This window comes from Methylobacterium sp. C25, assembly GCF_021352225.1.
Taxonomy (GTDB): Bacteria; Pseudomonadota; Alphaproteobacteria; order Rhizobiales; family Beijerinckiaceae; genus Methylobacterium.
On sequence record NZ_JAAUVI010000003.1, the window covers coordinates 319,328 to 333,541 of the forward strand.

A 14,214-nucleotide genomic window follows, 5' to 3' on the forward strand; every position below is an offset into this window, starting at 1 on the left:
CGGCGGCCAAAATGGCAGCTTTCCGGCACGCTCTCGAACGGCTCCGACGCCTCGCGCCTGGGCCGCTCGTTGCGCTGTTGCTCGTGGCCTGCGTAGGCCAAGTCCAGGCAGAGGAGCCAGCTTTCCCGGCACTCGATGGCCGCGTCACCGATGCGGCAGGCGTGCTGCCGCAGGACGTGCGGGAGCGGATCACGACGAAGCTCAAGGCACAGGAGGACAAGAGCGGCGACCAGATCGTGGTGGCGACCGTACCGAGCCTGCAGGGCCTGACCATCGAGGACTACGCCAACCGGCTCTATCGCGCCTGGAAGCTCGGCCAAGCCAAGCAGGACAACGGTGCACTGCTGCTGGTCGCTCCGAACGAGCGCAAGGTCCGCATCGAGGTGGGATACGGCGTCGAGGGCGCGCTCACCGACGCCGTGTCCAAGGTGATCATCACCACGGCGATCACACCGAAATTCAAGCAGGGCGACTTACCGGGCGGCATCGAGGCGGGTGCCGACGCGATCCTGTCGGTCCTGGCCGGCGATGCCGAGCAATGGAAACGGCGTGCGCCCATGCGCAGCGACTCGGTGAACGGCCTCGAAGTGGTGTTCTGGGTCGTGCTGATCCTGTTCGTCGTCATCGCCGTCTGGCGGATGAATTCCGGCGGAGGCCGTCGAGTCCGGCGTGGCGGTGACATGATCTTCATTCCCTCGCCGTCCTCCGGCGGCTGGAGCGGCGGCTTCTCTGGAGGAGGAGGCGGCTTCTCGGACAGTGGGTTTTCTGGCGGCGGCGGTTCGTCCGGGGGCGGAGGTGCATCCGGTGACTGGTAAGGCGCGCCCTGCCCTCTCCCTTTCCGAGCGCGCCAGCATCGCCGCCGAGATCGCACGGGCCGAGAACGCGACGAGCGGCGAGATCGTGGTGCTCGTCGCTACCCGCTCGGGGCTCTACCGCTCCGCGGCGCCGGTGCTGGCTCTGCTCTGCGCGTTGGCCACGCCCTGGCCGCTCATCGCCTTCACCGTCCTGCCCGCAGCCTGGATCGCCGCGATCCAGGCGGCCATCGCCCTCGCCGCGCTGCTGATCGCGATGAACGAGCGCGTCCGGACCGGGCTCGTTCCTCCCACGATCCGCCGACACCGCGTGCGAGACGCGGCCCGACGCGAGTTCGATGCTCGCGGCCTCGCGTCAACGGAGGGGCGGACGGGGGTACTGATCTACGTGGCCCTGGCCGAGCGCCACGCCGAGATCGTCGCCGACACCGCCGTTCGCGCTCGGATCGCAGACGAGGCCTGGGGGGAGGTGCTCGAAGAGCTGACGGAAGCGGCCGCGCGCGGCGCGCTCGGCCCCGGCCTGCTCGCCACGGTCGGACGCGTCGGCTCGATGCTCGCCGATGCATTGCCAGCCGGCCCCAACCGAAACGAGTTGCCGAACCGGGTCGTGCTCCTGGACTGACCGTGCCCCTGTGCGTGAGGCTTGCTTGCAACTGGAAATCTTTTGCAGACTGTCTAAAAGCGAATTTGAAGGCCGTTTGAATCAAAAATGACGGCTTAGCCGGGAGAAAGCGTCGATGGGCGCGGTACAGAAGCACGGGCCCTGGGCCCTGGTCGGAGCATTGGGCGCTGCTGCGCTCGCCATCGTAGCCACACAGAGAGGCGAGTCGATCAACGCCCTCTGGGTCGTGGTGGCCTCGGTCTGCGTCTACCTGATCGCCTACCGCTATTATTCGCTCTTCATCGCCGACAAGGTGATGGCGCTCGATCCCAAGCGCCAGACGCCGGCCCACGTCCACAATGACGGGCTCGACTACGTTCCCACCAACAAGACCGTGCTGTTCGGCCACCACTTCGCGGCCATTGCAGGCGCCGGCCCGCTGGTCGGCCCGGTGCTCGCGGCGCAGATGGGCTACCTGCCCGGCATGCTCTGGATCCTGGCAGGCGTCGTGCTCGCCGGCGCGGTCCAGGACTTCATGATCCTGTTCGTGTCGATGCGCCGCGACGGTCGCTCGCTCGGCGAGCTGATCCGCGCCGAGCTCGGCGTGGTCCCCGGCGTGATCGCGCTGTTCGGCACCTTCATGATCATGATCATCCTGCTCGCCGTTCTGGCGCTGATCGTGGTCAAGGCGCTCGCCGAGAGCCCCTGGGGTACCTTCACCGTCGCGGCGACGATCCCGATCGCGATGCTGATGGGCATCTACGCCCGCTACATCCGCCCCGGTAAGGTCGGCGAGGTCTCGATCGTCGGCTTCGTGCTGCTGATGGCGGCGATCCTCCTCGGCGGCCAGATCAATGAGCACCCGTACTGGGGCCCGTTCTTCACTTTCACCGGCACCCAGCTGACCTGGATGCTGATCGGCTACGGCTTCGTCGCCTCGATCCTGCCGGTGTGGCTGCTGCTCGCCCCGCGCGACTACCTCTCGACCTTCCTCAAGATCGGCACCATCGTCGGCCTCGCGCTCGGTATCGCCGTCGTCGCGCCGCACATGCAGATGCCGGCGGTGACGAAGTTCGTCGACGGCACCGGCCCGGTCTGGGCAGGCACGCTCTTCCCATTCCTGTTCATCACCATCGCCTGCGGCGCCGTCTCGGGCTTCCATGCCCTGATCTCCTCGGGCACGACCCCGAAGCTGATCGACAACGAGAAGGACGCCCGCTTCATCGGCTACGGCGGCATGCTCATGGAGAGCTTCGTCGCGATCATGGCCCTCGTCGCGGCGAGCGTGATCGAGCCGGGCATCTACTTCACGATGAACTCGCCCGGCGCCCTCATCGGCACCACCGCTGAGAGCGCGGCGACAGCCGTGACCAAGCTCGACCCGGCCTTCACGATCACGGCCGAGCAGATCACGCAGACGGCCAAGGATGTCGGCGAGCACACGATCATCTCGCGTGCCGGCGGCGCGCCGACCCTCGCGGTCGGCATGGCGCACATCATCTCGTCCGCCGTCGGCGGCAAGGCGATGATGGCCTTCTGGTACCACTTCGCGATCCTGTTCGAGGCCCTGTTCATCCTCACCGCGGTCGACGCAGGCACAAGAGCCGGGCGCTTCATGCTTCAGGACCTGCTGGGGCTGGTGGCACCGGGCTTCAAGGATACGAGTGCCTGGGCGCCGAGCATCCTCGCCACGGGCCTCTGCGTCGCGGCCTGGGGCTACTTCCTCTACCAGGGCGTGACCGACCCGCTCGGCGGCATCAACACGCTGTGGCCGCTCTTCGGCATCTCGAACCAGATGCTGGCGGCCGTGGCGCTGACGCTCGCCACCGTGGTGATCTTCAAGATGAAGCGTGAGCGCTACGCTCTCGTTACCATCATCCCGACGGCGTGGCTGTGCATCTGCACCCTCACGGCCGGCTGGCAGAAGATCTTCTCGCCCGATCCGAAGATCGGCTTCCTGGCCCAGGCTGAGCGTTTCTCGAACGCTATCGCCGAGGGCAAGGTCCTCGGACCGGCCAAGAACATGGACCAGATGCACCAGATCGTGCTGAACAATCGCATCGACGCGGCTCTGGCGGTGCTGTTCGTCGGCCTCGTCGTGGCGATTGCGGTCTTTGGCATCATGTCCTGCGTCAAGGCCATGCGGACCGACCGCTGGACTGCGCTCGAAGCCGATCCGAAGCTCGCCCCGGCAGAGTGAGGGAACCATGATGGCGCCGTCGACCGACTACCGAGCCCGCCTCAAGGCGCTCAGTCAGTGCGTGTGCGACGGCGCTCGTCTGATGATCGGGCAGGGCAATTACGGCGCCTACGTCACGCACGTCACCAAGACCCATCCGGATCTGGCGCCGATGAGCGAGCGGGAGTTCTTCCGCAACCGGGAAAACGCCCGCTTCGGCGTCGGCAACAAGAGCGGCTTCCGCTGCTGCTGAGGCCGGTGCACCGGATCGGCCAGCGCCCGGCGCCCACCCGCACGCGATCGCTTCATCTCTTCGTCGGCTCAACAGTCTAGGCCTAAGCAATGGGCCGTGAACGGTGCGACAAAGCACCGATTTTTGGCGTGCATCCCGCGCAACTCCGTCTAGTTTGACTGCCAAACGAGAGGGTGTGGGATGAGTGGATCGGGATCGATGCCGGGCGCAGACCCGTCGAGAATAGGCGTGATCGCTTTTGACCGGGAGACCAAGGGTCTCACAGGCATCGTCGTGAAGGGCTTTCTGCTCTCACTGGTCACATTCGGCATCTACCGCTTCTGGTACATCACAAATCTGCGGCGATACTTCTGGAGTCGCACGGTCGTCGCCGGCTCACCGGGTGAGTATACGGGACGCGGCAAGGAACTGTTTCTCGGCTTCTTGGTCGCGCTTGCCGTCCTGGTGCCGATCTACCTGCTCCTGTTCGGCCTGAGCTTGGCCAGCCCGGCCCTGGCAGCGCTTGCCGGACCGATTTCCTTTATCTTCCTATTCTTTCTCGGGCAGTACGCGATCTTTCGTGGACGGCGCTATCGGGCGTCGCGCACGCTGTGGCGCGGCATCCGACTGGGTCAGGATGGCTCCGCCATCACCTATGTCGGCATGGCGCTGGGCTGGTGGCTGCTCACGATCGTCACCCTCGGCATCGCCTTCCCCTGGATGAGGGCCTCGCTGGAGCGCTACCGCATCAACCACACGCTGATTGGCGACAGCCGCATGGCCTCGACGGCGACTGGCGGCATGGTCTTGAAGCCGTGGCTGCTGCTCTACGTCGTCGGCCTCGGGCCGCTTCTCGTCAGCTTTCTCGCCTTCCTGATCGCCAACAAATTCTCGATCCCGACGGACATGATGATTCCCGACCCGCACAAGCCGGGCCAGTTCATCTTCAATCCGATCTATGCCGGAACTCCGCTGGCGACCTACGGAACAGTGGTCGGCGTCGTCTCCGCGATCTTCATCCCGCTGGCCGTGCTGTTGTTTCCATACTATCGCGCGAGAGAGACACGGGCCTTCATGAACGCTGCGGCCCTCGGTGCGTCTCGCCTGCAGTCCACGCTTAGGGCGCGCCAGTTCTACTGGCCGTACATCATCTATTTCCTCGCGATGCTCGGCTTTGTCGCTGTCTTTGCGATCATCATCGGCATCGTCGTCGCCATCGTCGCGAGCGGCGGCGGCAATACCGGCGCGTTCAGCGGCATGCACTGGCTGCTCGTTCTGCTGGTCATCCCGCTCTATCTCGGCATGCTGCTAGCGTTCGCCGTGCTCGCGGTCCGCATCATCACCGTGCGCCTTTGGCGCGCCGTTACGGACACGACGACGATCGAGAATGTCGAGGCGCTCAACGCGGTCCTTGCCTCCTCGCGCCGCACCGCCAGCGGGCTCAACGAAGGCCTCGCCGACGCGCTCGACGTCGGCGGCGCGATCGAGATCGGGTTCTGACCGGTCCCCTGCCGATGAACGTGCCATTCTCGACGATCACGACGAGCGGCACGTTCTTCGATGGGCGCAGCGCGCGGCCGCATCCGGTCACGCTGCGTCTCGGGGATCATCTCGGGATCACGGGCGGCGAGATCCGCGAGGAGTGGAGCCTCATCGATATCCGCGCCAGCGAGACCGAGCCGCCGACCATGCGGCTCACCCTCGCCGGCAGCCCGGCGCGGGTGGAGTTTACCGACGAGGCGCTGGCCAGCGCGATCGGGGCGCGCTGCCCCGATCTCCGCGTCGATGACGAGGCGCATGGCGGCGTGCTGCGCCTCGTGCTCTGGTCAATTGCCGCAGGCGTCTCGGTCCTGCTCGTTGCGATCTACGGCGTTCCGGCCTCCGCCGGCCTCATCGCGCCGCTGGTGCCACCATCGGTGGAGACGCAGTTTGGCGCCTCGGTCGACGGACAGGTGGTGTCCCTGCTGGGTAGCCCGCCGCTCTGCGACGATCCAGCCGGAAAAGCCGTGCTCGACCGGCTCGTCGCCCGCATGACCGAAGGCGCCGACCTGCCGGTCAAACCATTGGTCAGTGTCCGGCGGCACGCGATGGCCAATGCGCTGACGCTGCCCGGCGCCCGCGTCATCGTGCTGTCCGACCTGATCGCGAAGTCCAACTCGGCCGATGAATTCGCCGGCGTGCTCGCCCACGAATTCGGCCATGTCGCCCACCGCGACCCGACGAAGGCGGTGATCACGGCGGGCGGCGTCTCGTTCCTGCTCAGCCTGATCCTTGGCGACCTCACGGGATCCACGCTGATCATCGGCATCGGCCAGGCAGCCATTTCGGCCGGCTACTCTCGCGATGCGGAAAGGGCAGCAGACGCCTATGGCGTCGCGATGATGTTGCGGGCCGGGGGCGACGGAGCCGCCCTCGCCACGATCCTGGAGCACATCGACGAGGATGCCGAGAAGGAGAGCTCGCCGACGGGCTTCCTGCGCAGCCATCCCTACACCAAGGAGCGTGCTGCCACGATCCGCCGCCTCGCCGGCGGCTCACAGCCGGACAAACACATCCTGTCGGATGAGGATTGGCAAGCTTTGAAGAAGATCTGCCCTGTGGCGAAGGCAACGCCTGGAGACGAAAAGCCAAAAAAGCCGGTCGAATGAGCTCCTTTCGGGCTGTCAACAGCTTCGCAAGAATTCCAGGAACGAAAACCTGCGCTTGGCCGTTACCCGGTGCAATTTCGTTAGGAGTTCACGCGATGCTGAAAGGCGGCTTGCTTTGGCTGATCGGAATCCCGCTTCCGGTGATCCTGCTAATCTACTTCTTTACGCCCTGGCTGCACTGACGCCAGCTACAAACGGCACGGGACTGTAAAGTCCCGTGCCGTTCCCGTTTGGAATACTACTCTGCTGCGTCGAGGCGCGGACGTTCGATCTCGGCGCGCTCGCGCTTGACCAGTTCAGCGGTCAGGAACGCCACCTCCAGCGCCTGCTCCGCGTTGAGGCGCGGGTCGCAATAGGTGTGATAACGGTCCTGCAGGTCGTCCGCCGTCAACGCGCGGGCGCCGCCGGTGCATTCGGTAACGTCCTTGCCCGTCATCTCCAGATGGATGCCGCCGGCAATCGTCCCTTCGGCGCGATGGACGCCGAAGAAGGCCTCGATCTCCTGCATCACCCGCTCGAAAGGACGCGTCTTGTAGCGGCCCGCCGAGATGGTGTTGCCGTGCATCGGATCGCAGATCCAGCCGACAGTGCGGCCTTCGCGCTCCACCGCCCGGATCAGGTTCGGCAGATGATCGCCGACTTTCTCCGCGCCAAAGCGGCAAATCAGCGAAAGGCGCCCCGGCTCGTTCTCTGGGTTGAGCTGGTCGATCAGACCAAGCAGACCTTCGGCGGTCATCGACGGACCGCACTTGAGGCCAATCGGGTTACGAATGCCGCGCGCATACTCGATATGCGCGTGGTCCGGCTGGCGAGTGCGGTCACCGATCCAGAGCATGTGGCCCGACGTGGCGTACCAATCGCCGCTCGTTGAATCGACGCGGGTCAGTGCCTCCTCGTAGCCGAGCAGCAGGGCCTCGTGGCTAGTGAAGAAATCCGTGGTGCGCACCTCCTGGTGCGTCTCCGGATTGATGCCGATCGCCCGCATGAAGTCGAGCGCGTCCGACATCCGTCCGGCCACGTCAGCATAGCGCGAGGATTGCGGGCTATCCTTCACGAAGCCGAGCATCCAGCGATGCGCGTTCTCCAGGTTGGCGTAGCCACCCGTCGCGAAAGCGCGCAACAAGTTCAGCGTCGCTGCCGACTGGCGGTAAGCCTCGAGTTGGCGGCGCGGATCCGGGATGCGCGCCTCTTCCGTGAAGCCGATGCCGTTGACGATGTCGCCGCGGTAGCTCGGCAGCGACACGCCTTCCAGCGTCTCCGTCGGCGACGAACGTGGCTTGGCGAACTGTCCGGCGATGCGCCCGACCTTCACCACCGGCGAGCCGCCAGCGAAGGTGAGCACCATCGCCATCTGCAGGAAGACGCGGAAGAAATCGCGGATGTTGTCGGCGGAGTGCTCGTCGAAGCTCTCGGCGCAGTCGCCGCCCTGGAGCAAAAAGGCCTCACCGGCAGCGACGCGCGCGAGCTGCGCCTTCAGCTTGCGGGCCTCGCCTGCAAAAACCAGCGGCGGAAAGCTCGAGATCTGAGCCTCGACGGCCTGGAGGGCGGAGACATCCGGATAGGACGGCACCTGCTGGATCGGCAGGTTACGCCAGCTCTTCGGGGTCCAACGCTCGGCCATGACGGTACTCCGCACACCTCTTCGTGCATCGGCGCGGGCGATGTACCCGCGCGGAAAGCGCGGCTTATAGAGAGGTTTTCGGAGGGTGGCGAGGTTTATGCCGAGCGATCGACTGCCGAGCAGCCGCGACGTCAGGTTCTAGCCTTCTTCGACTTCGATCCCGTACTCGGCCAGCACCCAAAAGATCGCTTCGAGATCCTCGGCCGTCACGTCGCGAGGGGGCAGCGCCTCTTCGAGATCGTCGTACGTCAGGGCGGTGCGGCGCTCGGCATCGGCCTTGGCGAGCAGGCGGTCGACGGTACGGCGGATGTCGGCTGGCAGCGCGTAGTGACTCGGCAGAGCGTGGCGGGTCACGCTCGTGAGCGCGTCATGCAGCATGCGGTCGATCACCGCCTGGCGTCGAGCGTGGGCCGCGTCGTTAGGGTCCGTATCCTTCCGGTCCATTCCGTCGAATATGGAAGGTGTGTCGCCCACGTCGAGGTCTCCGCGTTGTTGCAATCCGTCAATTCGCATCGGCGGAACGGCGAGTCTTGGCTATGCGGACCGGAATCGCCTTTGCCGCCGGCGTCTTGGCCTGCTCGTCATGGTGCCAGAGCGGAATGAGCACGTTCAGTTCCGGGTAGTAGCCGGCGCAATTCCCCTCAGGGATGTCGTACGTCACGACCCTGAGACCCTGAACGGAGCGGACGTATCCATCCGCCGACTCGGTCACGACATCGACCGTCTCGCCGTCCGCGAGATCCAGCCTTGCAACGTCGGCCGCGTGCATGAAGAGCACGTCCCGTATACCTTTCACCCCGCGAAAGCGATCGTGATAACCGTAGACCGTGGTGTTGAATTGGTCGTTCGATCGCAGGGTGATCAGGTCGAGCACCTCTGGCCCCCGGGGCGGCAGATCGGGATCCTCGTTCAGGCCGGCCGGCACGGCGAAATTGGCCTTGCCTGTCGCAGTCTCCCAACGGCGCTCGCGCGCCGCGAGCGGCTTGTGGTGCCCCCCGGGTTCGAACAGCCGGGCATTGAAATTCTCGAACACTGCCGGGTAGGTCGACTCGATGGCTTCCCGCACCTTGGCGTAGTCGCCCACCCAGGCATCCCAATCGATGCGCGGGTTCGGTGCCAGTGCTGCTTTGGCGAGGCCGGCGACGATCCACGGTTCTGATCTCACTTGATCGCTCACGGGATGAGCGACACCGGTTGAGCCATGGAAGCACGACGTTGAATCCTCCATCGAGACGACTTGCCGGCCGCTGGCCTGCTCGTCGATCTCGATGCGGCCCAGGCATGGCAGGATGTAGCTGATCTCGCCGTGGACGAGGTGCGAGCGATTGAGCTTGGTCGAGATCTGAACGGTAAGGCGCTGCCGGCGCCAAGCCGCCTCCATCCTCTCGGTGTCGGGAATGGCCCTCACGAAGTTTCCGCCGAGCGCAACGAAGCCTTTCACGGCGCCTGAAAGGATGCCTTCACAGGCCTCGACGGTGTTCAAACCTTTCTCGCGGGGAGGCTCGAACCCGTATTGCTCCTTCAACCGGTCGAGCGGCACCAGTTCCGGCTTCTCGGAGATGCCGACCGTGCGCTGGCCCTGGACGTTGGAATGGCCGCGCACCGGGCAAATGCCGGCTCCGGGCTTTCCGATATTGCCACGCAGCAGCATCAGGTTGACGAGCATCTGCACAGTCTCGGTGCCCTTGCGGTGCTGGGTCAGGCCCATCCCGTAGATGCCGATCACGCGCTCCGCATTCCCGTAGACGACGGCCGTCGCCTCCAGATCGGCGCGTTTCAGCCCGGAGCGGCGTTCGAGCACCGGCCACGCCTGACCGTCACAATAGCGCACGAACTCATCGAAGCCGTGCGTGTGCTCGGCGATGAAGCCGTGGTCGATCACGCCGACGCCGCCCGTCGCCTGCGCCGCGCGATCGGCCGCAAGCAGGGCCTTGCAGATGCCCGTGATCGCCGCGATGTCGCCGCCGGCCTTCAGTTGGTGATACTGCGTGGAGATCCGGGTCGAGGACTTCGCCACCATCTCCAGCGGCGATTGCGGGTTCGTGAAGCGCTCAAGGCCGCGCTCGCGCAACGGGTTGAACGTGATGATCGGAACGCCGCGCCGCCGCGCATCCTGCAGCGGATGAAGCATCCGCGGGGCATTCGAGCCGACGTTCTGGCCAAAGAACAGGATGCAGTCGGTGCTCTCGAAATCCTTCAGCACCGTGGTGCCGACCGGAACGCCGATCGATTGCTTCAGCCCGACCGAGGTGGGCTCGTGGCACATGTTGGAGGAGTCCGGCAGGTTGTTGTTGCCGTACATCCGCGCCAGCAGACCATACATGTACGAGGTTTCGAGCGAGGCCCGGCCCGAGGCGTAGAACACGACCGACTTCGGATCGAGGCCGCGCAACTCTTGCCCGATCTCGGCGAGGGCATCCTCCCAGGACACCAACAGGTATCGGTCGCTGGCCGGATCATAGCGAAGCGGATGCGTCAGGCGCCCCCCCTCCTCGAGATCGTAGTCGCTCCAGCCGAGCAGTTCCGAGACCGTGTGGCGCTCGAAGAAGTCCGGTCCGATCCGCTTGCGCGTCTGCTCCCAGGCCGTCGCCTTGGCGCCGTTCTCGCAATACTCGAAAGTGGATGGCTTCTCCGGCTTCGCCCAGGCGCAGGACACGCATTGGAAGCCATCGGGCTTGTTCTGCTTCATCAGCATCGCGGCGCCGGAGATCGGGATCTCCTCCCGCGTCAGGATCTCGACCAGCGACTTTGCCGATCCCCAGCCGCCGGCCGGGTCCTCGTAGGCTTCGATCGTCGGATGTCCCACGGCGCGCCTCCGCACTGATAAGCGGTAACACCAGGCGAAATCGCGGGTTCCGCTGGGGCCGCAGCGGCTGTGCTCTACCAGTGCGCGTCCGGCGCCCTGCCCTCGCGGAACTCATCGAGCCGGGCGCGGGTGCCGCGCGTGGTATCTGCCGGCAGCGCGTCGAGCGGGAAGAAGCCGCATTCGGCGATTTCGCGATCAGGAGCCTTGGCGCGCGCCAAGGTGAAGGTGGGCGCGACGTAGAGGGCGATGTGGTCGCGCCCCCATTGACGGGCGTTCAGCAGGAAACCGTGCAGGCGCGGCGGCGCGGCCGGATCGATGATCAGCTCGGCCTCCTCGCGAAATTCCCGCGCCATGGCGGCGGCGGCCGTCTCGCCGGGCTCGATGCCGCCGCCGGGCAGGTACCAGCCGCGCACGTAGGTGTGGCGCACGAGGCAGACCCGATTGTCGCCGTCGATGGCGATGCCGCGCACGCCGAGCGTCATGCCGCGGGTCAGCAGGGCGGCGCCGTGGGCGAGCTGGCGCAGGAGCGGCAGATCGAGGTTCAGGGCCATGCCGGGCCTCGTGCGGGAGGAGGCAAGATGGTCCTCATGTCCGGAGGCTCCGCTCCGTCATCGCGACGGCCGTCTCACACCACCTTCAGATCGATCTTTCCCAGCCCCTCGATCGAGGCCGTCATGGTCTCGCCGCGCACGACCGGGCCGACGCCCGACGGAGTCCCCGTGAAGATCAGGTCGCCGGGATGCATCTCGAAATAGGTCGAGAGCAACGCGATCTGCTCGGCGACGGACTGGATCATCTCCGAGAGGTCGCCGCTCTGCCGCGTCTTTCCGTCGACCGCCAGGGTGATTGCGCCCTTGGCCGGGTGACCGATCGCCGAGGCCGGATGCAGCGGACCGATCGGGCCGGAGGCATCGGCACCCTTGCCCATGTCCCAAGGCCGCGACATGCGCTTGGCCTCGTCCTGCAGGTCGCGGCGCGTCATGTCGAGGCCGATGGCGTAGCCGTAGACATAGGCCAGTGCGTCCGCCTCGGGGATGTCGCGGCCACCGTGGCCGAGCGCCGCCACCAGTTCGACCTCGAAATGGTATTTTTCGGTGCGCGGCGGATACGGATGATCGGTGACGATGCCGTAGGGGATCATCTGTAGCGCATCGGCCGGCTTCAGAAAGAAGAACGGTGCCTCGCGGTCCGGATCGGCACCCATCTCGCGCGCATGCGCCCCGTAATTGCGTCCGACACAGTAGACACGGCGGACGGGAAACAAGTCCTCGCTGCCGACGATGGGCAGGACGATCCGGGGTGGATTGGAGATCACGGAAAGCATGGTCGCGGCCTTTACGTGGCCGCGCGTCCTTCAAAGGCGGGGGCCTCCTGCTATGTAGAGCGTCTTCGACAGCCGGTCATCATCCCGCACGACACCATGCCCCACTCACAGGACGCGGCTCAAACCCTTCTTGCGACGCTGCGCGAGCAGCTCGGTGACCGGCACGTGCTAACGGCGCCAGACGACATCGCACCAGCCCTGGTGGAGTCGCGGGGCTTGTACCGGGGCACGGCGCTCGCCGTCGTCAGACCCGGAAGCACCGAAGAGGTCGCGGCGACGGTGCGCGCCTGTGCCGAGGCCGGCATGCCGATCGTCGCGCAGGGCGGCAATACCGGGCTGACGGGCGGCGGAGTGCCCTTCGGCGGCATCGTCCTCTCGCTGGCGCGGCTCAACCGGGTTCGGTCGCTGGATCCGGGCAATGCGGCGATCACCGTCGAGGCCGGCGTGATCCTCGCCGACGTCCAGGCGGCCGCCGATGAGGGCGGCATGCTGTTCCCGCTCTCCTACGCCTCCGAGGGCTCTGCGCGGATCGGCGGCAGCCTCGCCACCAATGCCGGCGGAACGGCAGTGCTCGCCTACGGCAATGCCCGCGACCTCGTCCTCGGCCTCGAAGTCGTGCTCGCCGACGGCCGGATCTGGAACGGCCTGAAAGCGCTGCGGAAGAACAATGCGGGCTACGACCTCAAGCACGTGTTCATCGGCTCGGAAGGCACCCTCGGCATCATCACCGCGGCAGTGCTGAAGCTGTTTCCAAAGCCGCTCTCGCGCAGCGTCGGCTTCGTCGGATTGCCCTCTTTCCGGACGGCAGTGGAGCTGTTTCAGCGCGTGAGACGAGCGGCCGACCGCGACCTGACGGCGTTCGAGGTCATGCCGCGGTTCGGGCTCGAGATCGTTCTCAAGCATGCCCCGGGCACGGTCAGGCCTCTGGCAGGCGACCACGCGGTCTACGCTCTCGTCGAGCTGTCCTCGACCCGGCCGAATGCCGACACCGGCTCCGAATTGGAGGGCCTGCTCGCCAACGCGATCGAGGACGGCCTCGTCGAGGATGCGACCATCGGCACGAGCGAGGCGCAGAATACCGGCCTCTGGGCACTGCGCGAGAATCTGTCCGACGTGCAGAAGGTCGAGGGCGGTTCGATCAAACACGACGTCTCGGTGCCGTTGTCCCGCCTCGCCGACTTCCTGGAACGGGCGACCAAGGCCTGCGAGCGGGAGATGCCGGGCCTACGCGTCTGCGCTTTCGGTCATGCCGGAGACGGCAACATCCATTTCAACCTGAGTCAGCCGGTCGGCATGGACAAGGCGATCTTTCTCGCCCAGTGGAGCCGCTTCAACCGCATCGTCCACGACATCGTATCGAGCATGGGCGGCTCGATCGCCGCTGAGCACGGCATTGGTCTGATCAAGCGCGACGAACTCGCGCTCTATGGCGATCCGGTCGGGCTCGATCTGATGCGACGCCTGAAAGCGGCGCTCGACCCGCATGACCTGATGAATCCAGGGAAAATCGTTGCGCTCGGCGACGACGCTCCCCCTGCGCTCCCGGTCTGACGGGATCGACGGGGGACGAGCCGGGGTCATGTGCGGCCCGCGCGAGCGCGCGGCCTCGGCGTTCTGCCACGCAAATTGCTGTTGTGCAGCGCACAAAACAGGCGCATATTTACGTATCGCGTTGCGTCATAGCCAAGCTTCCTGGCGGTGATGCAGGGCACGTATGCCGGAACGTTCGCAGCCTTCACCGGATTCGGGATCGAGGCGATGAGTGACGCAAGCTTAACGGTTTCAGCACCGCTCTCGGCGACGATGTGGCCTTGCGCCTCTGCTGCGGAGACCTTGCGCGTGCGGATGCCCCGAACCAGCGCCACCACAATGGCATCGCGGGCGACGGCTGCGCTGCGCCGCAATATCGCCCGGCTGGATGAACAAGCTGGGCGCCGAATGCCGAATCCCTATTCGAACCGAAAACCGAACTGACCAGAAGAGAGAAAGGA

Annotated in this window: 13 protein-coding genes; 7 read left to right on the forward strand and 6 right to left on the reverse strand. The window is 65.8% G+C overall.

The window, feature by feature from the left end; genetic code table 11:
* Positions 1-11 precede the first annotated feature (11 nt).
* The 6 genes from HCU64_RS11385 (at position 12) to HCU64_RS11410 (ending at position 6,472) form a co-directional block, all read left to right on the forward strand.
* Positions 12-815, forward strand: a complete 804-nt coding sequence (locus HCU64_RS11385) for a TPM domain-containing protein (protein WP_233383997.1) — start codon at positions 12-14, stop codon at positions 813-815.
* Positions 805-1,434, forward strand: coding sequence for a TPM domain-containing protein (locus tag HCU64_RS11390; RefSeq protein WP_233383998.1), 630 nt, complete (start codon positions 805-807; stop codon positions 1,432-1,434). The genes HCU64_RS11385 and HCU64_RS11390 overlap by 11 nt, the downstream gene beginning before the upstream one ends.
* A 115-nt stretch (positions 1,435-1,549) precedes the next feature.
* Positions 1,550-3,613: a carbon starvation CstA family protein gene (locus HCU64_RS11395; RefSeq protein WP_233384000.1), complete on the forward strand. Its 2,064-nt coding sequence runs from the start codon at positions 1,550-1,552 to the stop codon at positions 3,611-3,613.
* 10 nt (positions 3,614-3,623) lie between these two features.
* Positions 3,624-3,845, forward strand: coding sequence for a YbdD/YjiX family protein (locus tag HCU64_RS11400; protein ID WP_442785952.1), 222 nt, complete (start codon positions 3,624-3,626; stop codon positions 3,843-3,845).
* A gap of 180 nt (positions 3,846-4,025) precedes the next feature.
* A complete protein-coding gene (locus tag HCU64_RS11405) occupies positions 4,026-5,324 on the forward strand; it encodes a YjgN family protein (RefSeq protein WP_233384002.1) in 1,299 nt (432 codons plus the stop codon).
* Positions 5,325-5,338: 14 nt separating this feature from the next.
* A complete protein-coding gene (locus HCU64_RS11410) occupies positions 5,339-6,472 on the forward strand; it encodes a M48 family metallopeptidase (RefSeq protein ID WP_233384003.1) in 1,134 nt (377 codons plus the stop codon).
* A gap of 238 nt (positions 6,473-6,710) precedes the next feature.
* Here HCU64_RS11410 and HCU64_RS11415 read toward each other — a convergent pair whose 3' ends face one another.
* The 5 genes from HCU64_RS11415 to HCU64_RS11435 all read right to left on the reverse strand — a co-directional run bounded on the left by HCU64_RS11415 (position 6,711) and on the right by HCU64_RS11435 (position 12,223).
* Entirely contained in the window at positions 6,711-8,093 is a 1,383-nt protein-coding gene (locus HCU64_RS11415) for a class II 3-deoxy-7-phosphoheptulonate synthase (protein ID WP_233384004.1), read from the reverse strand.
* Positions 8,094-8,231: 138 nt separating this feature from the next.
* A complete protein-coding gene (locus tag HCU64_RS11420) occupies positions 8,232-8,537 on the reverse strand; it encodes an RNA polymerase sigma factor region1.1 domain-containing protein (protein ID WP_267922315.1) in 306 nt (101 codons plus the stop codon).
* 58 nt (positions 8,538-8,595) lie between these two features.
* Positions 8,596-10,899, reverse strand: coding sequence for an FdhF/YdeP family oxidoreductase (locus tag HCU64_RS11425; RefSeq protein ID WP_233384006.1), 2,304 nt, complete (start codon positions 10,897-10,899; stop codon positions 8,596-8,598).
* Positions 10,900-10,973: 74 nt separating this feature from the next.
* Positions 10,974-11,450: an NUDIX domain-containing protein gene (locus HCU64_RS11430; RefSeq protein ID WP_233384007.1), complete on the reverse strand. Its 477-nt coding sequence runs from the start codon at positions 11,448-11,450 to the stop codon at positions 10,974-10,976.
* Positions 11,451-11,524: 74 nt separating this feature from the next.
* Complete coding sequence (locus tag HCU64_RS11435) at positions 11,525-12,223, reverse strand: fumarylacetoacetate hydrolase family protein (RefSeq protein WP_233384008.1); 699 nt, start codon at positions 12,221-12,223, stop codon at positions 11,525-11,527.
* A 96-nt stretch (positions 12,224-12,319) separates the two neighbouring features.
* Here HCU64_RS11435 and HCU64_RS11440 point away from each other — a divergent pair, with 96 nt between their 5' ends.
* Positions 12,320-13,774 (forward strand): FAD-binding oxidoreductase, encoded by a 1,455-nt coding sequence (locus HCU64_RS11440; RefSeq protein WP_233384009.1) that lies wholly within the window; start codon positions 12,320-12,322, stop codon positions 13,772-13,774.
* Between the two features lie 26 nt (positions 13,775-13,800).
* On the opposite strand, the gene HCU64_RS11445 is transcribed toward HCU64_RS11440, so the two are convergent.
* Positions 13,801-14,127 (reverse strand): hypothetical protein, encoded by a 327-nt coding sequence (locus tag HCU64_RS11445; RefSeq protein WP_233384010.1) that lies wholly within the window; start codon positions 14,125-14,127, stop codon positions 13,801-13,803.
* Positions 14,128-14,214 lie beyond the last annotated feature (87 nt).